The following is a 21,691-nucleotide window of genomic DNA, read 5'->3' as shown; positions in this document are numbered from 1 at the left end:
GACATGAGCGGTTTCCTCTCCCTCGCGATCACCGTCACGCTCGGGCTCTACGTGCTGGCCATGGTCGTCGGCACGCTGCGAGTGTTCCGCGGCCCGACCGCCCAGGACCGCGTGCTGGCGCTGGATTTCATCTACATCGTGGGCATGCTGGTGATGCTGGTGCTGGCCATCCGCTACGACAGCGAGATGTACTTCGAGGGCGCGCTGCTGATGGTGCTGTTCGGCTTCGTCAGCTCGGTGGCGCTGGCCAAGTTCCTGCTGCGCGGGGAGGTGGTGTGATGGCCATGCCACCGCTTGGCGAGATCATCGTTGCAGCGCTGCTGCTGATCAGTGGCGGGGTGGTGCTGACGGCCGCGCTCGGCCTGCTGCGCCTACCGGATTTCTTCCTGCGCATGCACGCGCCGGCGCTGGCGTCCACGCTCGGCGCGTGGATCGTCACGCTGGCGTCGATCGTCCACTTCAGCACCCGCAGCGGTGGGCTGGCGCTGCACGTGTGGCTGATCATCATCGTGCTTTCCATCACCGCGCCGGTGACGACCATCGTGCTGGCCCGCGCCGCGCTGTTCCGTCGGCGGCAGGCGGGTGACGAGCTGCCACCGCCGCTGCAGGTCCGGCGTTAGTGCCACCCGGCGGGCGCCGGGCGGTGCCACGCCCCATCACTTGCCGATGAACTCCAGCAGGTCCTGGTTGAGGCGGTTCTTGTGCGTGTCCGTGATGCCATGCGGGCCGCCGGCGTACTCGATCAGCCTGGCGCCCTTGACGAGCTTCGCGGTGGCGCGGCCGGTGGTGTCGACGGGCAGCAGCTGGTCATCGGTGCCGTGGATCACCAGCGCGGGCACGTTGACCTTCTTCAGATCCTCATGGAAGTCGGAGTTGAAGAAGGCATCGATGCTGTCATAGGTTCCCTTGGAACTGGCCTGCATGCCTTGCGCGTAGAAGCTGTCGATCAGGCCTTGCGAGGGCTTGGCGCCCGGACGGTTGAAACCGAAGAACGGGCCGCTGGCCACGTCCTTGTAGAGCTGGGCCCGGTTGCCCAGCGCCGCCTGGCGCAGGCCGTCGTAGACGGCGGTCGGCACGCCCTCGGGGTGGGTGGCGGACTGGCCCATCATGGGCGTGATGGCCGCCACGAACGCCACCTTGGCCACGCGCGCCGTGCCGTGGCGGCCGATGTAGCGCGCCACCTCGCCGCCGCCGGTGGAGAAGCCCACCAGCGTGACCTGCTTCAGGTCCAGCGCGGTCAGCACGGCGCCGAGATCGTCGGCGTACTGGTCCATGTTGTTGCCCGCCCAGGGCTGGCCCGAGCGGCCGTGGCCGCGGCGGTCGTGCGCGACGACGCGGTAGCCGCGCTCGGCCAGGAACTGCATCTGCGACTCCCAGCTGTCCGAACTCAGCGGCCAGCCATGGCTGAAGACGACGACCGGGCCGTTGCGCGGGCCCCAGTCCTTGACGTACAGCGGCGTGCCGTCGGCGGCGGCGATGTATTGGCTGGCGACTGCGGCAGCGGCGGTCGGGGCTGCGGTGGCCTGCGTCTGGGCAGCGAAGCCGCCGAGAGCAAGGGTGGTGGCGAGGGCGAGTCGGGTGAAGGCGGACATGGCGGTCTTTCGGTGGATGAGTGGTGCAAAGGGAAAGGGGCGATCAGGCCTTGGCGGCGGGGCGGGTGGTCGCGCCGCTGCGCATGGCGTACTGGGCCACCAGCGCGGCGTAGCGTTCGCCATGGCGCAGTGCGGCGTAGCGCTCGCGGGCGGCCTGCAGGGCGGGGCTGTTTGGCTGGCCGGTCTCGTCGGCCACGCGTGCGGCGGCGGCCAGGCCGGACTCCTGGTAAATCCTCAGATCGGCCAGCACCTCGGCGCGCGACACGGTCGATTGCACGCTGACGCGCTGGCCCGTCTCCAGGTCGGTCACGTAAGACTGCGCCTGCGCAGAGACGCCGACGAGCACGATGGCGCCGGTCAGCAGTTGCAGCACGGCACGGTTGAAAGCGGGTTGGCGGATCATGGTGGGCTCCTGGATGGTGTCGGGGGGTGGTGGTATCTGTCTTGCGACGGAACGAACTTTGCCGGGGATGTCCGTACTTGAAATATCATTAAGTACGCGTTTCTTTGCATTTGGTACCGACATGGCCGACCGACTTGCCGCCTTGTTCGCTCACTTCGCTGTGCGCGCCGAGACCTTCCAGACCGGGCCGTTGTGCGGCGTCAACAGCTTGGAGCCGCAAGCCGGCCGAGGCCAGCTGCACCTCATCCGCGAGGGCGACGTGACGGTGCACAACGCCGGCATCCCCGAGCCACTGCGCATCGCCGAGCCCAGCCTGCTGCTATACCCGCGCCCGCTGGCGCACCGCTTCGTGACCGACCCGAACTGCGGCGCGCAGTTTCTGTGTGCGCACATGGCCTTCGAGGGCGGTGCCGGTCATCCCATCGCCGCCGCCCTGCCGCCGTGGGTCTGCCTGCCGCTGGCGTCGATGCCGGGCTGCGCGCCGGTGTTGGAGCAGCTGTTTGCCGAGGCCGAGGCGTCGCACTGCGGACGCCAGCTGATGCTGGACCGGTTGTTCGAGGTGCTGCTGGTGTGGGTTCTGCGCGAGCTGATGGCGCAGGGGCGGGTCGAGTCCGGCATGCTGGCCGGGCTGTCCCACCCCCGGTTGCGCGGCGCCCTGGTGGCGTTGCACGACGCGCCGCAGCGCGACTGGCCGCTGGAGGAGCTGGCGGCTCAGGCGGGCATGTCACGCACGGTGTTTGCCAACAGCTTCCGCGACGTCGTCGGCTGCACGCCGGGTGTCTACCTGCAGCGCTGGCGCATCGGCCTGGCGCAGAAGGGGTTGCGCGAAGGACACGCCCTCAAGCACATCGCGGCAGATGTGGGCTACGGCGGCGAGGCGGCGCTGTCCCGAGCGTTCCGGGCGCACACGGGGCAGTCGCCCAGAGAGTGGCGCAAGGAGCAGTCGCCAGCGGGTTGAGCGGCGCGGTCTGCTACAGCGCCTTGCGCAGATTCGCCGGTGCGATCTTCATTGCTTCGCGGTACTTGGCCACCGTGCGCCGCGCGCACTGGATGCCTTGCTCTTCCAGCATGCCCGCCAGCGCGCTGTCGGACAGCGGCTTCTTGATGTCCTCGGCCGCCACGAACTGCTTGATCAGCGCGCGCACGGCCGTGCTGGACGCCTCACCGCCGGCCTCGGTGCTCAGGCCCGAACCGAAGAAGTACTTCAGCTCGAAGGTGCCCCAACTGGTCGCCATGTACTTGGCCGTCGTCACGCGCGAGATGGTGGACTCGTGCAGGCCCAGCTCGTCGGCGATCTCGCGCAGCACCAGCGGCTTCATCGCCAGCTCGCCGTGCGTGAAGAAGCCGCGCTGGCGCTCGACGATGGCCTGGCTGACGCGCAGGATGGTGTCGAAGCGCTGCTGGATGTTCTTGATGAACCAGCGCGCCTCCTGCAACTGCCCGCCCAGCGGCGAGTTGCTGATGCCGCCGCGCGTGGCGCGCAGCGCGTTGGCGTACAGCTCGTTGATGCGCAGCTTGGGCGCCACCTCGGGATTCAGCATCACGCGGAACTCGCGCCCGCTCTTGCGCACGATGACGTCGGGCACGATGGCCGCGGCGGCGCCGGTGGCGAAGCGGCGGCCGGGCTTGGGTTCGAGCTTCGTGATCAGCAGCTGGGCCTCGCGCAGCAGGGCCTCGTCGGCACCGGTCTCGGCCATCAGCCGGCGCATGTCGCGGCGCGCCAGCAGTTCCAGATGACCCTTGCAGATCAGGATGGCGATCACCTGCGCGGCGCTCTTGGCCTGCGTGCGCAGCTGCAGCACCAGGCATTCGGATAGGTTGCGCGCACCGATGCCCGCGGGGTCCATGCTCTGTAGCAGCCGCAGCGCGATGCGCAGCCGGTCCAGCAGGTCCTCGCGCATCTCTTCGTCTGCGTCGCCGGACAGCGCGGCGGCGATGTCTTCCACCGGGTCTTCGAGGTAGCCGTCCTCGTTCAGCGACTCGATCAGCACGTGTACCGCGGCACGGTCCTCGGCAGACAGGAACATGCCCGCCAGCTGCTGCGTCAGGTGCTGGGCCAGTGTCAGCTCCGCGGACTCCTGGCTCTCGCGTTCGCCGTCGTCGTCGCCGCTGCTGCCGGAGCTGCTGCTGGGCAGTTCGCGGATGCCGTCGAAGTCGTCCTTCTCGGTACCGTTCTCCCAGTCCTCGCGCTCCGTGCCGCCGAAGTCCTCGGCATTCAGCTCGGGCGCATCGCTGCTTTCCGACTCGCCGGCGGACGCCTCGGTGCCGCTCTCGGCCGGTGCATTGGCGGCCAGCTCGGGCGCCGTGACGGTGAACTCTTCCTCGGTGTCCAGCAGCGGGTTGCTGGCCAGCATCTGCTCGACTTCCTGGTGCAGCTCCAACGTCGACAGCTGCAGCAGCCGGATGGACTGCTGCAGTTGTGGCGTCAGCGCGAGATGCTGACTGAGGCGGACCTGGAGGGTCTGTTTCATCACCCGTCCCGCTACATGCGGAAGTTTTCGCCGAGATAGACCTTGCGCACGTCGGCGTTGGCCACGATCTCGTCGGGCGTGCCCTCGGCCAGCACGGCGCCCTCGCTGATGATGTAGGCGCGGTCGCAGATGCCCAGCGTCTCGCGCACGTTGTGGTCCGTGATCAGCACGCCGATGCCGCGCGCCTTCAGGAAGCCAATGATGCGCTGGATCTCCAGCACCGCGATCGGGTCCACGCCGGCGAACGGCTCGTCCAGCAGGATGAAGCGCGGCTGCGTCGCCAGCGCGCGGGCAATCTCCACGCGGCGGCGCTCACCGCCGGACAGCGCTGGTGCCGGGCTGTTGCGCAGGCCTTCGATGGACAGGTCGTGCAGCAGGCCGTTGAGCAGCTCGTCGATGCGTGCCTTGCCAAGCGACTTGCCGCGCTCGTCCTGCTGCAGCTCCAGCACCGCACGGATGTTCTGCTCCACCGTCAGCTTGCGGAAGATGGAGGCTTCCTGGGGCAGATAGCTCAGGCCCAGCCGTGCGCGCGCATGGATGGGCAGCCGCTGTACTTCCGAGCCGTCGATGCGGATGATGCCGGCGTCCGAGCGCACCAGCCCCACGATCATGTAGAAGCTGGTCGTCTTGCCGGCACCGTTGGGGCCTAGCAGGCCCACCACCTCACCGCAGTCCACGCGGACGTGCACGTCCTTGACGACCTTGCGCACGCCGTAGCTCTTGGCCAGGCCCTCGGCTTCGAGCCGGCTGCCGCAGGCCGCCAGCGCGCCGGTCGAGGCGAGGTCGCGGGGGCTTGAAGTCACCGCCGGGCTCGTCATGAAGGCTTGCGCGGCAGCGTCAGCGTGGTGGAGGGCTGCAGCGGCATGGCCGCCGCGGGGGCCGAGGCGGGCTCGTCGCCGGGCTGGGCCTTGGGCATCAGCACGATGCGAGTGCGGCCGTTGGGGTTGGGCGAGGCGCTGCCGCCTTCCAGCGTGAACACCTCGGTGCGGCTGTTGTAGACGATGACGGCGCCCGTCACCTCCTCGGCCACCGTGGCGCCGCGCGTGCGGCGCACCTTGGCATTGCCCAGGAAGCGCACGGTCTCGGACTTGGTGTCGTACTCCAACTGGTCGGCCGTGCCCTCGATGGCCTCGCCGGGGATGTCGCGCGCCTGGCGGAAGCTGACCGGCTGCCCGGCCGTGCCGTTGGCGTATGCCTGGTGGTAGCCGTCGCGCGTCTCGCGCACGTCAACCTTCTCGGCGCGCAACACCAGCGTGCCCTGCGTGATGACAACGTTGCCCAGCAGCTCGGTGCGCTGGTTCACGCTGTCAATCTGGCCTTGCTTGTCGGCCGTCAGCACGAGGGGTTTGGTGCGGTCGGCCTTTTCCGCCAGGCTGGGCAGGGCGACGAGGGCGATCAGCAGGGGCAGTAGACGCGAAGTCATGGCGGCACGGAAGTTGCAGGCCATTCTAGGGGCCTGCAACCGTCGTCAGCCTTTCCGACGTGACAACTCGAACCGCGAATCCGCGACGCCAGCACGGAAGGCGTCGCGGCGCCTCATGCCTTGTTGCGGATGCGCTGCAGCAGGAAGTTGGTGGTCTGTAGCGCGCGGCCGTGCAGCTCGTGCTCGGGCAGCTGTTGGCCGCCGGCCGCGATGCTGGGCGAGGTCAGGAAGCGGCCACCGATGCCGAGGGTGGGCACACCGTCGATGTTGTAGGCCTCGGACAGCTTCTCGGCCTGCGTGCACTTGGTCTGCACGCCGAACGAGTTGTAGGCGTCCTGGTACTTGGCCGCATCCACGCCCAGGTTGGCGAGGAACTTGGCCTGCGTCTTGGGGTCGTCCAGCGCCTGGCCCTGCTGGTGCATGGCCTTGAAGATAGCGGGGCGGGCGGTGGCTTCCTTGCCCAGGGCTTCCAGCGCGTAGAACATGCGCTGGTGCGGCTTCAGCTGCGCACGGAAGGCCACGTGCACCTTGCGGAAGGCCACGTCGGCGGGCAGTTGCTTGGACCAGGCCTCGATGCTGTCCTCGAACGCATAGCAGTGCGGGCAGCCGTACCAGAAGAACTCGACGACCTCGATCTTGCCGGGCTGGCCCGGCAGCGGCTTGGACAGCACACGGTAGTGGCGGCCTTCGACGGGACCGCCCTGGGCAAGGGCGGCGGTGGCGGCGCCGGCCAGGGGGGCGGCGGCGAGCAGGGAGGCGAAATCGCGGCGCTTCATGGCGTCAGTCTTCCTTCAATGGGTGCGAACTAGCGTTGTACACGAACGAGATTGGCCTCAAAGCCAGCCCCCTCAACCTTGCGCTGCAGGCCTTCCGCTTCGTCACGCGTGTCGACCGGGCCCAGGCGGACGCGGAACACCGTGCGACCGGCCTGTTCACGCTCCATGACCTTGGCCGTGAAGCCCTGGATGGCCAGCTTGGCCTTCTGGGCCTCGGCGTCCTCCGGACGTGTGTAGGCGCCGGCCTGCACGAAGAAGATGTACGCCTCGGCGCCCGCCGGCGTGGGCGTGCTGGCCGCTGCCGACGCCTTGGTGGCGACCGGCTTGGCAGCCGTGGCCAGCGCACCGGTGGCGGCGGCACTTGCAGCGGCGACGGCTGCGCTGGCCGTCGTGCCGGGCGGGGGCACGGCCGGCCCCGCAACCACGCCGCTGGCGCTGCGTGCGGCCTTGCCGGCCAGCGGGGCGTTCGGGTCCCAGTTGCGGTTGCGCTCGGCCTCGGCGGCGTCCTGCTCGGCGGTGCGCTGCGGCACCTTGTTGACGAACGGGATGGGCACCTTGGTGATGTACAGCGCCACGGCCAGCGCCACGGCCAGCCCCAGCAGCAGGCCCACGATCATGCCGAGGACGAAGCCGCCCTTCTGGTCCTTGCGGCTGGCAGGCTTGGATGCAGAACTCATTCGGTCTCCGGTTGGTCCTGAGCCGCCTCGCGGCTCATCTGTTCAGGGGCGCTGACGCCCAGCACGGTCAGCGCATTGGCCAGCACCTGGCGGGTGGCGACCAGCAGGGCCACGCGGGCGCGGCTCAATTCGGGCGCCTGGTCCATCACGCGCTCGGCCGCATAGTAGGAGTGATACGCGCCGGCCAGGTCGCGGGCGTAGAAGGCGATGTCGTGCGGGGCCAGGCCCTGCGCGGCGCCGGTCAGCATGTCGGGGTAGGCGGCCAGCTTCAGCATCAGCGCTTCTTCGGTCGGTGCGGTCAGCAGGCTGAAGTCGGCTCCAGCGACGCCGGTCACGTCCCCCCCCATTTCGGCCGCCCATTTGCGGATGACGGAGCTGATGCGCGCATGCGCGTACTGCACGTAGAACACCGGGTTCTCGTCGTTGGCTTTCAGCGCCAGGTCGATGTCGAACACGAACTCGGTGTCGGCCTTGCGGCTGATCAGGAAGAAGCGCACCGCGTCGCGGCTGGTCCAGTCGACCAGGTCGCGCAGCGTCACGTAGCTGCCGGCGCGCTTGGAGATCTTGACCTCCTCGCCACCCTTCATCACCGTGACCATCTTGTTCAGCACGTAGTCCGGAAAGCCTTCCGGGATGCCCAGGCCCTGCGCCTGCAGGCCGCCGCGCACGCGGGCGATGGTGCCGTGGTGGTCGGTGCCCTGGATGTTGATGCACTGCGTGTAGCCGCGCTCGTACTTGTTGACGTGGTAGGCCACGTCGGGCACGAAGTAGGTGAAGCCACCGTCCTTCTTGCGCATCACGCGGTCCTTGTCGTCACCGTAGTCGGTGGACTTGAACCACAGCGCGCCGCCTTCCTCGTACGTCTTGCCGGCGTCGACGATGCGTTGCACCGCCGCTTCCAGCTGGCCGCCGCTGTAGACGCTGGACTCCAGGAAATAGTTGTCGAACTTCAGGCCGAAGGCCTGCAGGTCCAGGTCCTGCTCGTGGCGCAGGTAGGCCACGGCGAACTGCCGGATGCCGTCCAGGTCGTTGATGTCACCGGAGGCCGAAAACTCGCGGTCGTCGGCCTTCACGGTTTCCTTCGCGAGGAAGGCGTCGGCGATGTCCTGGATGTAGTCGCCGTTGTATGCGGCCTCGGGCCATTCGGCGTCGCCGGGCTTGAAGCCCTTCAGCCGCATCTGCGTGGAGTTGGCCAGCGTGGCGATCTGCACGCCGGCGTCGTTGTAATAGAACTCGCGGGTCACGTCGTGGCCCTGGGTCTTGAAGACGGAGCAGAGTGCGTCGCCCAAAGCGGCCTGGCGGGCGTGGCCGACGTGCAGCGGGCCGGTGGGATTGGCGGAGACGAACTCCACCATCACGTGTTTGCCCGTGGCGGCGCGGTGGCCGAACTGCGCGCCGGCTCCCAGCACCTCCGCGACGACAGCCTGCTTGGCGGCCGGCTTCAGGCGGATGTTGATGAAGCCCGGGCCTGCGATCTCCAGCGACTGCACCCAGTGCTGGAACGCCGGCGTGGCCTCGAGGGCGGCGATCAGGCGCGTGGCCAGTTCTCGCGGATTGGCCTTCAGCGGCTTGGCCAGCTGCATGGCGGCCGTGCAGGCGAAGTCGCCATGGGCGGCCTGCTTGGGGGATTCGAACGCCGCCACGGCATTCGAGCCGGGTGCGATTTGTTGCAGAGAGTCGGCGAGTGCGGTCAGCAGCGCCTGCTTGGCTTGGATCATGGGTGGGATTTTAGAAGGCAGCCCTTGAACGTACGGGCCGCCTGGGGCGCTGACTCAGCCGGCCGTCGTTTGCGGCGCTTCGTGACAGGCGACGCAGAGCTTGTTGCCCTCGGTGTCGCGGAAGTAGGCACCGTAGTAGTTCGGGTGGTAGTGCGGCCGCGGCCCGGGTGCACCCTCGCAGGTGCCGCCGAGGGACAGCGCCAGTGCATGGGCCGCGTCCACCTGCGCGCGGCTGGCGGCCAGCAGCGCGACCATCTGGCCGTTGCCGGGCGCGTGTTCGCCGTCGAACGGGCGCGACAGCACCAGCAGCGGCCGCGGTCCGGGTGTGCTCTGCCAGCCTGCGCAGTCCGCATCGGGGTCACAAAAGCGCTCGGCCACGCCCAGCAGCGCCAGCAGCGGGCGGTAGAAAGCCAGCGCGCGGCCGAAGTCGCGGGTGCCGATGCAGAGGTGCGAGAACAAGGGACAAGCCTCCTGGGAATGCCGGCGGGGCGGCCCGTATCATGCCTCGCGTGACCGCTCCCGCCGACGATCTGCCCGCCCACATCGGGCGCTACCAGGTGCTCAAGCGCCTGGGCGAAGGCGCCACGAGCGATGTCTTCCTGGCGCGCGACCCGTTCCAGGGCGTGGACGTCGCCATCAAGCGCATGCGCGCCTGGGCGGCACCGGCCGATGCGCCGTCCAGCGACTTCAGCAACCGCTTCTTCAGCGCCGAGGCCGCGCTGGCCGGGCAGCTGCACCATCCCAACGTGGTGGCGATCCTGGACGCGGTGTCGGAAGATGCCTCGCCCTACCTCGTCATGGAGTACGTGCCCGGGGTCACGCTGAAGCACTTCTGCCGCAGCGACCGCCTGCTGCCGCTGGATCAGATCGTCGAGCTGGCCTTCAAGTGCGCGATGGCGCTGGGCTATGTGTTCCGCCAGGGCGTCATCCACCGTGACGTGAAGCCGGCCAACCTGCTGGCGGTGCTGGACGGCTCGGGCGAGGTGGTGGACGTGAAGGTCAGCGACTTCGGCTCGGCGCTGAACCTGAACGCCGACGCGACGCAGATCCACCGGGTCGGCTCGCTGGCCTATATGCCGCCCGAGCAGATTGACGGTGGCGACGTGGACAGCCGCGCCGACATCTACGCACTGGGCGCCGTGCTGTACCACCTGATCGCCGGCCGGCCGCCGTTCGATGCGCAGCACCAGATGGCGCTGATGCACCAGATCTACCACCAGCCGCCGACGTCGTTGCTGGGCCAGCGCCAGGGCGTGACCGACGCGCTGGACGCCGTCGTGATGCGCGCGCTGGCCAAGCACCCGCGTGACCGCTACACCGACTGGAACGATTTCGCGCAGGCCTTGTCCGGGCTCGTGGCCGGCCAGCAGGTGCCCATGAACCGACTCGGCGAGGTGCGTGACTCGGAGCGCTTCAACATGCTGCGGGCGCTGGAGTTCTTCGCCGAGTTTGGTGACGTGCAGCTGTGGGAGGTGGTGCGGCGCGCGCGCTGGAAGCGCTATCCCGTCGGCTACGCGCTGTTCAAGCGCGGGCAGGAGGGCAACACCTTCCACATCATTGCCCAGGGCGAGGTGGACGTGTTCCGCGACGGCCGGCTGGTGGCCACGCTGGGGCAGGGCACGTCGGTGGGCGAGATGGCCTACCTGGCGCCCAACCCCGACCTGCGCCGGCACAGCACGGACATCAAGGTCAGCCAGGAGTGCACGACGATCTCGTTCACGCCCGAGTCGCTGGGCCAGCTCAGCTCCGAATGCCAGCACCGCTTCGACCGCGGCTTCATCCGCGTGCTGGTGCGCCGGCTGCATGCGGCGCACGAGGCGATGGCCCACCCGCGGCGCATCCTGTGAGCGGGCTGACAGCCGGGCGTGAATCGTGGCGCCCCGCTTGGCAGCGTCATGCGGCCATGCTTGAATCGTCCGGCCCATCACCTCCAGAGGAAGGAGCTACCCGATGAAACGCATCTCTCTCGCCATCGCTCTCGGCTGTGCCGCGATGGCCGCGCAGGCCGCCGACAAGGCGCCCACGGCCCAGCAGTCCAAGATGGTCACCTGCAACAAAGACGCTGGAGATAAAAAGGGCGACGAGCGCAAGGCCTTCATGAAGGATTGCCTGGCCGCCAAACCGGCCGCCGCTGCCGTGAGTGCCACGCCGCAGCAGCAAAGGATGAAGACTTGCAACGCCGATGCCAAAGGCAAGAAGGGCGACGAGCGCAAGGCCTTCATGAAGGAGTGCCTCAGCGTCAAGGGCTGAGGATCGCGTGCGTTCTGAAGAAGCCACCTGCGGGTGGCTTCTTGCTGTTCGGGTGGACGTTGTCCGACAGGTCGTCGGCCCGGCTGCTGGCCCCGCCCGCAGCGGGCAGCGGCGACAGTGGCGTCATGCACTGAATCCCCCGGGCATCGCCGGAAAGGACCCGACCATGAACACCCCACTGACCACGACACCCGCTCCACAGACCGGCGCCGTTTACTGGCGCGTGACCATCATCTCCTTGGCGGCCGCCGCCATGCTCGCGTTGACCGCCTGCGCCGGCATGTCGCCGCGTGAGACCAGCACGGTCGTCGGTGCCACTGCGGGCGCCATCGTCGGTGGTGCGGTGACGGGCACCACCGCGGGTGCCGCCGTCGGCGCGGGGGCGGGCGGCTTGGTGGGCAACGAGGTGGGCAAGCGCAACCGCTGAGCGTGCGCCAGGCAAAGTAAAAGGGCCGGCGGATGCCGGCCCTTTGTCTTGGAGGACGGGGTCAGAACTTGTAGCGCGCTTCCAGGTAGTACTGGCGACCGCTGGCGTCGACCTTCTGCTGTTCCGCCTCGCTGTAGCGGTAGGTGGCGCGCACCGGGTTGGTCAGGTTGGTTGCGCTGAAGGCGAGCTGCAGTGCCGGCGTGATGTTGTAGTTGGCGGAGAACGCCACGTTGGACACCGGTGCGGCAATCGTCGGCGCGGACGGCATCAGCACGCCGCCGATATTGGACATCCCCTGGCTGTTGGCCGTGGGCGACGGGGCCGTGGTGCTCGACACGTAGTCGCCGCGGTAGTTGTAGACCAAGCGGGCGCTGAACACGTCGTTCTCCCAGTACACGCCCAGGTTGCCTGCGAGCTTGGAGGCGCCGTTCATCGGGCGGCCGTCTTCCACGCGGGTCTCGGCGTAGCTGGCGTTGGACTGGAAGCCGAAGCCCCAGAACAGCGGCTGCTCCCAGGCCAGCTCGACGCCGCGGATGCGCGCCTTCTGCTGCGTGGAGCTGTTGATCATGTAAGTGCGCACGGTGTTGGTCGTGCCGTCATACAGGTCAACCGTCTGGCCCGATGAGGTGCCGCCGGTCTTGGCATAGCCGTCGATCAGCGAGCTGAAGGCGGAGATCGACAGCATGGAGCGCTTGGCGTAGTACCAGGCCAGCGAGATGTCCAGGTTGCGCGAGGCCAGCGGCTTCAGGTTGGGGTTGGGGCCCGTGACCGTACAGCCCTGCGAGGTGCAGGTCTGGTTGGAGAAGGTGGCGCCATACAGGTTGTAGTTCTGGCGGCCGATGGTCTTGGACAGGCCCAGGCGGCCGATGAGGCCCTGGCCGAAGTCGTAGCGCAGGTTCAGGCTGGGCAGGATGTCGTCGAAGGTGCGCCGGGTGGTTTCCTTGCGGTAAATGGTGCCGGTGGCGCCGTTGAACGGCACGTTGTCGTAGTAGGGCTGGCCTTCGCTGACGTCGATGATGGCGTCCGGGTACTTGGCGCAGGGCACGAAGGGCTTGCCCGGCTCGATGCGCACGCAGCTGCCCGCCGGCAGGGGCACCGGGGTGCGCGATGTGACGATGGTGCGCACCAGGCGCACGCCGACATTGCCCGACCACTTGTCGCCGTCCAGGTTCTGCATCAGGTAGGCCGCGCTCTGGATCTCGCGCATGTCGATGGAGTTGGCGATGCGACGCTCCCATTGCGGGTTGGTCTCCTTCGCCAGATCGCCAAACAGCTGGGTCAGCGTTTCCTTCGAGAAGTAGAAGCCGGTGTTGTCGAAGTTACCGCCCAGGTAATTGCCGAAGTCGCCAGGGTAGGGCACGGCCAGGGCCGGGTCGGGGGCGTTGGCGGCCACGAACGCGGACTTCAGGGCCACGGTGGACAGTCCGTACTGGCGGCGGTGGTCGGCATTGCGGAAGCCGAAGTTCAGCGAGCTGAAGATGCCGCTGTCCTGCACGTACTCGCCGTCGATGGCGACGCTCTTCTCGCTGTCGATCGTGTGATAGCGGTTCAGGCCGCTGCGGCCCGTCAGGCGGTAGCCGGGCGTGCCGGGGGCCGCGGTGCTGGCCAGCGGCGTGGTGCCACTGCCGGCGTTGATCCAGCTGAAGTCCGGCGCCTTCTCCAGGTCGGTGATGTCGTACTTGACGCCCTGGCCGTAGCGCGAATAGGTGAGGCCCCGGTCCATGTCGGTGTGGCCGATGCCCTTGGTCGTGCTCAGCAGACCCTTCAGGGTCAGCTTGTCGTTGACCACCCACTTGCCGTCCAGGTCCAGGAAGCCGGAGCTGGCGTAGGCGCCGCTGCGGTAGAAGCCTTCGGAGTCGCCGACGTACTGAGCCGGCAGGCCGTTCGCGTACGAGATCTCGGCCGACTTCAGCACGCGCAGCTTGTCGCCGTAGACGGTCGTTTCATCGACGATGACCGGGTTCTTGATCGACGCGTACACACGCTGGCCGCCCACGTTGGTGGGCGTGATGCCGCCCAACGGGCCGGACTGGCCCGTCAGCATCTGATAGATGGCGCCCATGTTGGCGCGGCCGAAGTTGGCCGCTTCCATCTTGGAATAGAAGCCGGTCAGGCCGACTTCAGTGCTGCTGGTGGGCTTGAGCTGCGCAGAGAACATGCCGCCCTTGCGATCGCGCACGCCTTCGACGAACTCGGTGGACATCGAGCCCGGCAGGCGCACGCCGTTCAGGTCGGCCGCCTTCAGGCCCGTGCCGGCCAGCGAGGCATCGGTGATGCCCAGCATGGTGGTCGTGTTGATCTGGTCCCAACCGGAGTTGGCGCCGTAGGCAAAGCGCGAGGCCGTGTCGCGCCGCACGTAGCGCTTCTCGGCGAACAGCTGGCCGATGATGCCCAGCGTGCCTTCCTCGTTCTTCCAGTTCACGTTGCCGTTGAGCTGCGGGCTGGCCTTGCCCGGCAGGTCGGCGTAGACCGCGCCGGCGCGCACCGCGCCGCTGAAGCCCTTGGGCGAATCCAGCGGCTTGCGGGTCGTCACGTTGATGGTGCCGGCCAGGCCGCCGTCGACGATGTTGGCCTGCGAGGTCTTGTAGACGGTGGCGGCGTTGAGCACCGACGAAGGCATCAGCGACAGGCTGGTGGAGCGGCTGCTGGAGGCCTGGTCGTTGAGGTACCAGTCGCCGCCGGAGACAGTGTGGCCGTTGAACAGGATCAGCGACATGTCCGGGTTGGCACCGCGCATCGCGACTTTCTCGGCCTCGTCGTAGTCGGTGCGCACGGCCACGCCGACGACGCGCTGCAGCGAGTCGGCCAGGTTCTTGTCGGGCATCTTGCCGACTTCCAGCGCCGTGATGACGTCCACGTTCGCCGACGCGTTGCGCTTGGCCTCCAGCGAGGTTTCCAGCGAGGCGCGGATGCCGGTGATGACGACGGCCTCCAGCGACTGCTTGGCCTTGGCGTCCTTCTCCGCCTGGGTCTCAGTTTGCTGTGCGACCGCGGCGCCGTGCAGGTTCAACAGGAGCGCGGCCAGGCCGCAGGCGATGGGTGTGGGCTTGAACTTCATGATCTTTTGTCCTCGCGTTGCCGAATGCAAAGATTCTTGCGATGCGAGCCGCACGATGTCAGAGGTCAAGCGCGCAGAGTCGGCACCGCAGCAACACTCCGCGCATCACGGTATCGCCGCGAGGCATGTGTGGCGGTTATGGCCGCCCGCGCCGGCAGGGCTCTCAGACGACGTGGCAGGCGACCTGACGGCCCTGCACCTCGCGCAGCAGCGGCACTTCTTGCGCGCAGCGCGGCACCGCCAGCGGGCAGCGCCTGTGGAAGCTGCAGCCCGACGGCGGATTCAGCGGGCTGGGCAGCTCGCCGTGGATGACGATGCGCTCGCGCCGGTCGGCGGCTCGCAGCGCCGGCGTGGCACTCATCAGCGCCCGCGTGTAGGGGTGCAGCGGCTGCGCAAACAGGGTCTTCTTGGCCCCCACCTCCACCGCGGCGCCAAGGTACATCACCATCACGTCGTCGGCCACGTGCTCGACGACCGACAGGTTGTGCGAGATGAACACGTAGCCGGTGCCAAACTCGTCCTGCAGGTCCATGAAGAGGTTCAGGATCTGTGCCTGGATGGACACGTCCAGCGCGCTGACCGGCTCGTCGGCGACGACGATGCCGGGGTTCAGGATCATGGCGCGCGCGATGGCGATGCGCTGGCGCTGGCCGCCCGAGAACATGTGCGGGTAGCGGCGCAGGTGCTCGGGGCGCAAGCCCACCTTGGTGGCCAGCTGCTCCACGCGCTCCTGGCGCTCGGCCGCACTCAGCGGCGTGTTGATCAGCAGCGGCTCGGCCAGCGTCGTCGCCACGGTCTTGCGCGGGTTCAGCGAGGCGAACGGGTTCTGGAACACCATCTGCACGTCGCGGCGCAAGGCCTTCAGCGTCTTGTCGTCGGCGGTCGCCGCGTCGGTGCCGCGGATCTTCAACGACCCACGCGTGGGCGGCTCGATCAGCGTCAGCTGGCGTGCCAGCGTGCTCTTGCCGCAGCCGGACTCGCCGACGACGGCGAGTGTCTTGCGGGGCTTCAGCGTGAAGCTGACGCCGGCGAGCGCCTTCACGGTCGCCTTGGGCTTGAACAGGCCGCGGCTGACGTTGTAGTGCTTGGCGAGGTCGGTCGCTTCTAACAGGAGGTCAGACATGGGCTGCGGCCTCGACGGGGTAGAAGCAGCGCACGCCTTGTTCGAGCGTCGGGCGCTCGGCCACGCATCGCGGCTGCACGCGGGGGCAGCGCGGCGACAGCAGGCAACCCGCCGGCCGGCCCAGCGCACCGGGCACGATGCCGGGCAGCGCGGACAGCCGCTTCGCCCCCTTGTTGTGTTCCGGGATCGCGGCCAGCAGCGCGTTCGTGTACGGGTGGCGCGGCGCGTCGAACAGCGCGGGCACCGGGCCGGTTTCCACCACCTGACCGGCATACATGACGGCCACGCGCTGGGCCATCTCGGCCACCACCGCGAGGTCGTGCGTGATCATGATCAGCCCCATGCCCTGCTCGCGCTGCAGCTTCAGCAGCAGCGCCATGATCTGGGCCTGGATGGTCACGTCCAGCGCCGTCGTCGGCTCGTCGGCGATCAGCAGCTTCGGGCCGCAGGCAATGGCCATCGCGATCATCACGCGCTGGTTCATGCCGCCGGACAGCTGGTGCGGATAGGCGCTTGCGCGGTTCGCGGCATCGGGGATCTCGACCTGCTCCAGCAGTTCGACGACGCGCTGCTTCGCCGCCGAGCCGCGCAGGCCCAGGTGCGCCTTCAGCACCTCGGCGATCTGCGCGCCCACCGTGTAGCTGGGGTTCAAGCTGGTCAGTGCGTCCTGGAACACCATGGCCACATCGCGGCCGATCAGCGCGCGGCGTTCGCGCGGCGACAGCTTCAGCAGGTCGCGGCCGTTGAACGCCAGCACGTCAGCCGTCACCACACCGGGCGCGTCGATCAGGCCCATCACGGCCAGCATGCCGACCGACTTGCCGGACCCGGACTCACCCACGATGCCCAGCAACTCGCCCGCGTCGACGGTCAGGTCCACGCCGTCCACGGCGGGAAAGTTGCCGAACCGCACGCGCAGGTTCTTGATCTCCAACAGCGCCATCAAGCCACTTTCTTCAGCTTCGGGTCCAGCGCGTCGCGCAGCCCGTCGCCCATCAGGTTGATGGCCAGCACGGTCACCAGAATCGTCAGCCCCGGCAACGTCACCACCCACGGCGCGCGGGTGATGTAGTCGCGCGCCGCCGACAGCATCGTGCCCCACTCGGGCGTGGGTGCCTGCACGCCCAGGCCCAGGAAGCCAAGGCCGGCTGTCTCCAGGATGGCCGACGAAAAGCTCAACGTCGCGTTGACGATCAGCGGCGCCATGCAGTTGGGCAGCACGGTGATGAACATCAACCGCCACACGTTCGCGCCCGCCACGCGGCTGGCGGTCACGTAGTCGCGGCCGATCTCGGCCAGCGCGGCAGCGCGCGTCAGCCGCACATAGCCGGGCAGCGCGCCGATCGCGATAGCGATGACGGTGTTGATGAGTCCGGGGCCGAGGATGGTGATGACGCAGATGGCCAGCAGCAGCGACGGCAGCGCCAGCACGATGTCCATCACGCGCATGATGGCCGGCGACAGCCAGCGCTGGAAGAAAGCAGCCAGCAAGCCCAGCATGACGCCCGGCAGCAGCGACAGCGTCACCGCCGCCAGCCCGATGCCCAGTGACGTGCGGCCGCCGTGCAGCAGCCGGCTCAGCATGTCGCGGCCCAGCTCGTCCGTGCCGAGCAGGAAGCGCGTGCTGCCGCCGTCAGCCCAGACCGGCGGGGTCAGCATGTGGTCTCGGTACTGCTCGGTGGGGTTGTAGGGCGCGATCAGTGGCGAGAGGAGTGCTGCCAGCGCGATGACGGCGAACACGATCAGCGCGATGAAGGCGCCGCGGTTGGCGGTGAAGCCCAGCCAGAACTCGCGGAACGGGCCTGGCGGCTGCTTCTCGATCAACACGGCGCTCATCAGTGCCCCCCGCCACGAATCCGCGGATTCACCACGCCGTACAACACATCTACCACCAGGTTCACGACGATGAAGGTCAGCGCCGAGATCAGGATCCCGGCCTGCACGACCGGGTAGTCGCGCCGCGCGATGGAGTCGATCAGCCACTTGCCGATGCCGGGCCAGCTGAAGATGGTCTCGGTCAGCACGGCGCCGGCCAGCAGGCTGCCGGTCTGCAGACCCACCACCGTCAGCACCGGGATCAGCGCATTGCGCAGCGCGTGCACGACGACCACGCGCGTGGGCGACAAGCCCTTGGCGCGCGCGGTGCGCACGTAGTCCTCGCGCAGCACTTCCAGCATGGACGAGCGCGTCATGCGCGCGACGACCGCCAGTGTGCTGGTACCCAGCACCAGCGCCGGCAGGATCAGGTGCATCACCGCGGACTTGAACGCGCCTTCCTCGCCCGACAGCCACGCGTCGATCAGCATGAAGCCGGTCACCCGCTCGGGGTCATACTCGATGCCGATGCGGCCCGACACCGGCGTCCAGCCCAGGTTGACCGAGAAGTACATGATGAGGATCAGTCCCCACCAGAACACCGGCATGGAGTAGCCCACCGTGGCCGTGCCCATCACGCCCTGGTCCAGCAGCGAGCCGCGCTTGAGCCCCGCGCTGACGCCCAGCAGCAGCCCCAGGCCCACCGCGAACAGCAACGCCGCCGCGGCCAGCTCCACGGTCGCCGGGAACAGCGCGACGAACTCCTTGCTGACCGGCTCGCGGCTGACCAGGCTCTCGCCCAGGTCGCCCTGCAGCAGCTTGCCGACGTAGTCCGCGTACTGCACCGGCAGCGGCTGGTCCAGCCCCATGCGCTTGACCAGCGCGGCGTGGGCTTCCGGGTCCAGCCGGCGCTCGCCCATCATGACCTCGATGGGGTCGCCGGGCACCAAGCGGATCAGGCCGAACGCGACCAGCGTGATGCCGATCAGCGTCGGCACCAGTGTGGCCAGGCGTTTGAGAAGGAAGGCGAGCACGAGGCGAACTTACCAGCGCGACGTGTAGGGGCGGGTTTCGCCCTCGCTCGCGCCGCTCACGCGCATCGTGGCGGGCGTCGCCGCCACCTCGATCAGCGCAGCCGTCTCGGCGTCCACCGTGCCGGAAATGTCGCGCGGGCGGTACTTCATCTGGAAGGTCGAGACGACGTTCTTGGTCAGCGGGTCCATCTGCCCCGTGCGCGACACGTTGTAGCCGATGCGCGCCAGGCGCTCCTGCAGCCAGGCCACGTCGCGCGGCGCCACCTCGTGCTCCAGCGTCTTCACCAGCACCGTGGGGCCGTCCGGCCACGGGATCAGGCCGGCGTCGGCCAGCTGCTTCCACGGGAAGTTGGGGCCGGGGTCCTGCTTGCGGCCGGGCGCGATGTCGGCGTGACCGATGATGCGTTCGGGCCGCACGTTGTGGCGCTTCTGGATGTCGCGCACCAGCGCGATGACCTCATCCACCTGGGCCTGCGGGAACGGCGCGTAGACGCGACCGGCGGGGCCGTCCACGTAGCCGGCGTTGACGATCTCGATGCCGATGGACGATGAGTTCAGGTTGCTGTGCCCGCCCCAGAAGCTGGCGCCCGCATGCCAGCTGCGGCGGTTCTCGTCGACCAGCAGGTAGCTGATGGCCGGGTTGTCGCGCACCAGGTAGTGGCTGGACACCTGGCCGCCGGTGGTCAGCACCTTCAGCGACTTCTCCCAATCCAGCACCGTGTAGTGCAGCACGATGAACAGGCTGCGGCTGTCCTGGTTCTGCGAGGTGTGGCTGCGGTCGATCTGTGGCGGGCGGATGGTGCCGGCGGGCGTGATCAGTGGCGGGGGTGCGCTGCCGGCCACAGGCTGCGCCGGTGTGGGCGTGGGCACGCTGGCGCAGGCGCTGAGCAGCAGTGCCAGGCAGGGGGCGAGGACGCGGGCGACAGTGGTCATGCCCGGATTGTTGCAGCGCACACCGCCTCCCCGTCTCGGGGCCGGCCCGCAGCGGCCATGCGGGTCGGCCATGCGGGTATGAGCGCAGGTGATGGGGCGGCTAGCGCAGCCCTTCCAACAGCCGTGCGCGCTCCTGCGGCCACAGGCCCGGCGCCTGGGCCAGCAGCGCTGCCGCTTGCTCGGGCGCGATGTCGTGCAGGTTTCGCGCCAGCGCCTGCCAGGCTTGCCAGCGGCGCTCGGGCGCGGCGATGCGGGCCACCAGGTCCATGGCTTCGGCCGGTGAGTGGCGGGCCAGCTCGTCGGCGCTGGCGTGGCGGGCGATGGCTTCGTCCAGTTCGGGCTGCGGCGCGTACGAGCGCAGCCAGTCGCGCGCGGACTGGCCGTCCTGCGCGGTCCAGCGGGCCAGGCTTTCGTCCAGCAAGGCCTGGCGCTGTTCACCGGCCGGCAGGCTGCGGGCGAAGACGGTGGCCGAGCGCGCGTCGTGCTGCAGCCAACGGTCGTGCAGCGGCGCCAGCAGCGCGCCCTGACCGGGCGTGGTCAACGCCCAGCGCGCAGCCTGTTCCGGCGCGGTCTCGGCCCACCGGGCCAGCACCTGCTGCAGTTGCTGCTCGCGGGTTTCGGCATCCATAGGCGCGCGCTGCAGGGCCAGCACGGCGTCGGCGTGCTGGCGCGGATCGCTCCAGCCGGTCAGCCGCTGTTCATCCAGTGCAGGGGGTGGGGCGTCGGCGGCTGTGGGGGCGGCCAGCCCCATCATCTGCAGCACCGGGCTGGGCGTGCGTAAGTCCAGGGGCGGGGCTTGCGGGGCCGGTGCGTCGGGCACCGACCCGGTGGCCAGGGCCCCCAGGCCGGCGGCCGCCGCCAGCAGCCAGGCAAGCGGCCGGCCCTTCATCACTTGAACACGCAGGCGCGCGCGATGTTGCTGCTGCTGGTGTCCTTCTTCGGCTCGCTGCCCGAGCCGGTGCCGACGTAGGCCTCGCACTTGGGCTTGGAGCCGCTGTAGACCAAGTCGGTGATGGTCGCCACGTCGTACTGGCCGGCGATGCCCGACTTGCTGTCGTAGCTGCTGTTGACGCCCACGCCGGACGAGTTCACCGTGCCCAGGCGCACGCCGTTCACCGTGACCTTGCGCGCGTACTGCGTGGAGCAGTTGCCGCAGGAGCGAACCAGCTTGCCGATGTTGTTGGCGTAGAAATCCTGGATCACCAGGGTGCCGTCGCTGTTGTGCTGGAACAGCTTGTCGGCCGCCTTGAAGGCCGCGCCGCCGCTGATGGTCAGCTTGCTGGTCACGCCGCTGAGCTTGCGCACGGTGGCGCCGTCTTCGCCGACGTCGGCCCAGTAGACGTTGGTGATGTTGCAGACGCCGTAGCAGTGCACGCCGTCGGCGCCGCCGGCGGCGAGGTTGGTGCCGCTGCCAAGCGAGCCGTCGCCGATGACGACGTTCTTCACCGTCGAGCCGTTGTTCAGCTTGAACATCGGCACCTGGCTCTCGCTCTGCGTGCCCTTCATGTTGGACGCGGTGCCCACCAGGCAGACCCACTTGCCGTACTTGGCCACGCCGTCCCACGTCGTGCCGGCGGGCACGTCGATGGTGGCGCTGATGTTGACCTTTGTGCAGGCCGGCACCGTGCGCACACCGGGCGCGGCAGCGGCGCTGCCGGCGGCGGCCACGAGCGCCAGAGCCAGGAAGCCGCGCCACAGGCGGCGGGCCATCAGAGATCCGTTCATTGCTTGTCTCCAGTCTTTGCTGTTGCGATCAGCAGCCGGTATTCGGCCGCAGGGGGCGTCAGCGCAAGAGTCCTGGAAGGGCTCCGACGGGCAAGGGCAAGGCGGGGGAGTTGAACGGCGGCTCCGGCCCGTCAGTCATTGACGGTCGAGGTATCCAAAACGGTGTATTGCACCGAACGAAACAGAATTTCGTATATCTGGAACACCGTTCCAATTGGGATTTCCCTGAGCCTGCTTCCGGGTTCGGGTCGGTCGGTAAGCTGAAA

24 protein-coding genes are annotated in these 21,691 nt (G+C 68.6%); 6 read left to right on the top strand and 18 right to left on the bottom strand.

What is annotated here, in order from left to right:
* Positions 1-3 precede the first annotated feature (3 nt).
* On the top strand, positions 4-279 hold the full coding sequence (locus ACG02S_RS09700; protein ID WP_394470250.1) for a K+/H+ antiporter subunit F: 276 nt from the start codon (positions 4-6) through the stop codon (positions 277-279).
* Positions 279-620: a Na+/H+ antiporter subunit G gene (locus ACG02S_RS09695; protein ID WP_394470249.1), complete on the top strand. Its 342-nt coding sequence runs from the start codon at positions 279-281 to the stop codon at positions 618-620. Before ACG02S_RS09700 ends, ACG02S_RS09695 begins: the two co-directional genes overlap by 1 nt.
* 36 nt (positions 621-656) lie before the next feature.
* On the opposite strand, the gene ACG02S_RS09690 is transcribed toward ACG02S_RS09695, so the two are convergent.
* Together ACG02S_RS09690 and ACG02S_RS09685 are read right to left on the bottom strand one after the other, a co-directional pair.
* Positions 657-1,592, bottom strand: a complete 936-nt coding sequence (locus ACG02S_RS09690; RefSeq protein WP_394470248.1) for an alpha/beta fold hydrolase — start codon at positions 1,590-1,592, stop codon at positions 657-659.
* A gap of 43 nt (positions 1,593-1,635) precedes the next feature.
* Positions 1,636-1,995, bottom strand: a complete 360-nt coding sequence (locus tag ACG02S_RS09685; protein WP_394470247.1) for a hypothetical protein — start codon at positions 1,993-1,995, stop codon at positions 1,636-1,638.
* Positions 1,996-2,116: 121 nt separating this feature from the next.
* Here ACG02S_RS09685 and ACG02S_RS09680 point away from each other — a divergent pair, with 121 nt between their 5' ends.
* Entirely contained in the window at positions 2,117-2,953 is an 837-nt protein-coding gene (locus ACG02S_RS09680; RefSeq protein WP_394470246.1) for an AraC family transcriptional regulator, read from the top strand.
* 13 nt (positions 2,954-2,966) lie between these two features.
* On the opposite strand, the gene ACG02S_RS09675 is transcribed toward ACG02S_RS09680, so the two are convergent.
* The 7 genes from ACG02S_RS09675 to ACG02S_RS09645 form a co-directional block, all read right to left on the bottom strand.
* Entirely contained in the window at positions 2,967-4,466 is a 1,500-nt protein-coding gene (locus tag ACG02S_RS09675; RefSeq protein ID WP_394470245.1) for an RNA polymerase factor sigma-54, read from the bottom strand.
* An 11-nt stretch (positions 4,467-4,477) separates the two neighbouring features.
* Positions 4,478-5,284: an LPS export ABC transporter ATP-binding protein gene (gene lptB, locus ACG02S_RS09670; protein ID WP_394470244.1), complete on the bottom strand. Its 807-nt coding sequence runs from the start codon at positions 5,282-5,284 to the stop codon at positions 4,478-4,480.
* Entirely contained in the window at positions 5,281-5,889 is a 609-nt protein-coding gene (gene lptA, locus ACG02S_RS09665) for a lipopolysaccharide transport periplasmic protein LptA (protein ID WP_394470243.1), read from the bottom strand. The genes lptB and lptA overlap by 4 nt, the downstream gene beginning before the upstream one ends.
* 113 nt (positions 5,890-6,002) lie before the next feature.
* Positions 6,003-6,665 (bottom strand): thiol:disulfide interchange protein DsbA/DsbL, encoded by a 663-nt coding sequence (locus ACG02S_RS09660; protein WP_394470242.1) that lies wholly within the window; start codon positions 6,663-6,665, stop codon positions 6,003-6,005.
* Between the two features lie 29 nt (positions 6,666-6,694).
* Entirely contained in the window at positions 6,695-7,342 is a 648-nt protein-coding gene (locus ACG02S_RS09655) for an SPOR domain-containing protein (protein WP_394470241.1), read from the bottom strand.
* A complete protein-coding gene (argS, locus tag ACG02S_RS09650) occupies positions 7,339-9,060 on the bottom strand; it encodes an arginine--tRNA ligase (RefSeq protein WP_394470240.1) in 1,722 nt (573 codons plus the stop codon). Before argS ends, ACG02S_RS09655 begins: the two co-directional genes overlap by 4 nt.
* Before the next feature lie 54 nt (positions 9,061-9,114).
* Complete coding sequence (locus ACG02S_RS09645; protein ID WP_394470239.1) at positions 9,115-9,519, bottom strand: VOC family protein; 405 nt, start codon at positions 9,517-9,519, stop codon at positions 9,115-9,117.
* A gap of 41 nt (positions 9,520-9,560) precedes the next feature.
* Here ACG02S_RS09645 and ACG02S_RS09640 point away from each other — a divergent pair, with 41 nt between their 5' ends.
* Positions 9,561-10,907, top strand: a complete 1,347-nt coding sequence (locus tag ACG02S_RS09640) for a protein kinase domain-containing protein (RefSeq protein ID WP_394470238.1) — start codon at positions 9,561-9,563, stop codon at positions 10,905-10,907.
* Positions 10,908-11,010: 103 nt separating this feature from the next.
* On the top strand, positions 11,011-11,310 hold the full coding sequence (locus ACG02S_RS09635) for a PsiF family protein (RefSeq protein ID WP_394470237.1): 300 nt from the start codon (positions 11,011-11,013) through the stop codon (positions 11,308-11,310).
* Here ACG02S_RS09635 and ACG02S_RS09630 read toward each other — a convergent pair.
* The gene (locus ACG02S_RS09630; RefSeq protein ID WP_394470236.1) at positions 11,300-11,437 is read right to left on the bottom strand and encodes a hypothetical protein; all 138 of its coding nucleotides are present in this window, start codon (positions 11,435-11,437) and stop codon (positions 11,300-11,302) included. The two genes, ACG02S_RS09635 and ACG02S_RS09630, sit on opposite strands and share 11 nt — an antisense overlap.
* A gap of 39 nt (positions 11,438-11,476) precedes the next feature.
* Here ACG02S_RS09630 and ACG02S_RS09625 point away from each other — a divergent pair, with 39 nt between their 5' ends.
* Complete coding sequence (locus ACG02S_RS09625) at positions 11,477-11,737, top strand: glycine zipper domain-containing protein (protein WP_394470235.1); 261 nt, start codon at positions 11,477-11,479, stop codon at positions 11,735-11,737.
* 61 nt (positions 11,738-11,798) lie between these two features.
* On the opposite strand, the gene ACG02S_RS09620 is transcribed toward ACG02S_RS09625, so the two are convergent.
* The 8 genes from ACG02S_RS09620 to ACG02S_RS09585 form a co-directional block, all read right to left on the bottom strand.
* On the bottom strand, positions 11,799-14,795 hold the full coding sequence (locus tag ACG02S_RS09620; RefSeq protein WP_394470234.1) for a TonB-dependent receptor: 2,997 nt from the start codon (positions 14,793-14,795) through the stop codon (positions 11,799-11,801).
* Positions 14,796-14,958: 163 nt separating this feature from the next.
* Complete coding sequence (locus ACG02S_RS09615) at positions 14,959-15,918, bottom strand: peptide ABC transporter ATP-binding protein (RefSeq protein WP_394470233.1); 960 nt, start codon at positions 15,916-15,918, stop codon at positions 14,959-14,961.
* Complete coding sequence (locus ACG02S_RS09610) at positions 15,911-16,861, bottom strand: ABC transporter ATP-binding protein (protein WP_394470232.1); 951 nt, start codon at positions 16,859-16,861, stop codon at positions 15,911-15,913. Before ACG02S_RS09610 ends, ACG02S_RS09615 begins: the two co-directional genes overlap by 8 nt.
* Positions 16,861-17,754, bottom strand: a complete 894-nt coding sequence (locus tag ACG02S_RS09605; RefSeq protein ID WP_394470231.1) for an ABC transporter permease subunit — start codon at positions 17,752-17,754, stop codon at positions 16,861-16,863. Before ACG02S_RS09605 ends, ACG02S_RS09610 begins: the two co-directional genes overlap by 1 nt.
* Positions 17,754-18,767 (bottom strand): ABC transporter permease, encoded by a 1,014-nt coding sequence (locus ACG02S_RS09600; RefSeq protein WP_394470230.1) that lies wholly within the window; start codon positions 18,765-18,767, stop codon positions 17,754-17,756. Before ACG02S_RS09600 ends, ACG02S_RS09605 begins: the two co-directional genes overlap by 1 nt.
* A gap of 9 nt (positions 18,768-18,776) precedes the next feature.
* Complete coding sequence (locus ACG02S_RS09595) at positions 18,777-19,700, bottom strand: N-acetylmuramoyl-L-alanine amidase (protein ID WP_394470229.1); 924 nt, start codon at positions 19,698-19,700, stop codon at positions 18,777-18,779.
* A gap of 100 nt (positions 19,701-19,800) precedes the next feature.
* Positions 19,801-20,589, bottom strand: a complete 789-nt coding sequence (locus ACG02S_RS09590) for a hypothetical protein (RefSeq protein ID WP_394470228.1) — start codon at positions 20,587-20,589, stop codon at positions 19,801-19,803.
* Positions 20,589-21,425, bottom strand: coding sequence for a pectate lyase (locus ACG02S_RS09585; RefSeq protein ID WP_394470227.1), 837 nt, complete (start codon positions 21,423-21,425; stop codon positions 20,589-20,591). The genes ACG02S_RS09590 and ACG02S_RS09585 overlap by 1 nt, the downstream gene beginning before the upstream one ends.
* Positions 21,426-21,691 lie beyond the last annotated feature (266 nt).

Origin of the sequence: Pelomonas dachongensis, assembly GCF_043555865.1 — a bacterium.
Classification (GTDB): Bacteria; Pseudomonadota; Gammaproteobacteria; order Burkholderiales; family Burkholderiaceae_C; genus Pelomonas; species Pelomonas dachongensis.
Note: the sequence above shows the minus strand (reverse complement) of the source record. Positions and strands in the feature narration are given on the sequence as shown.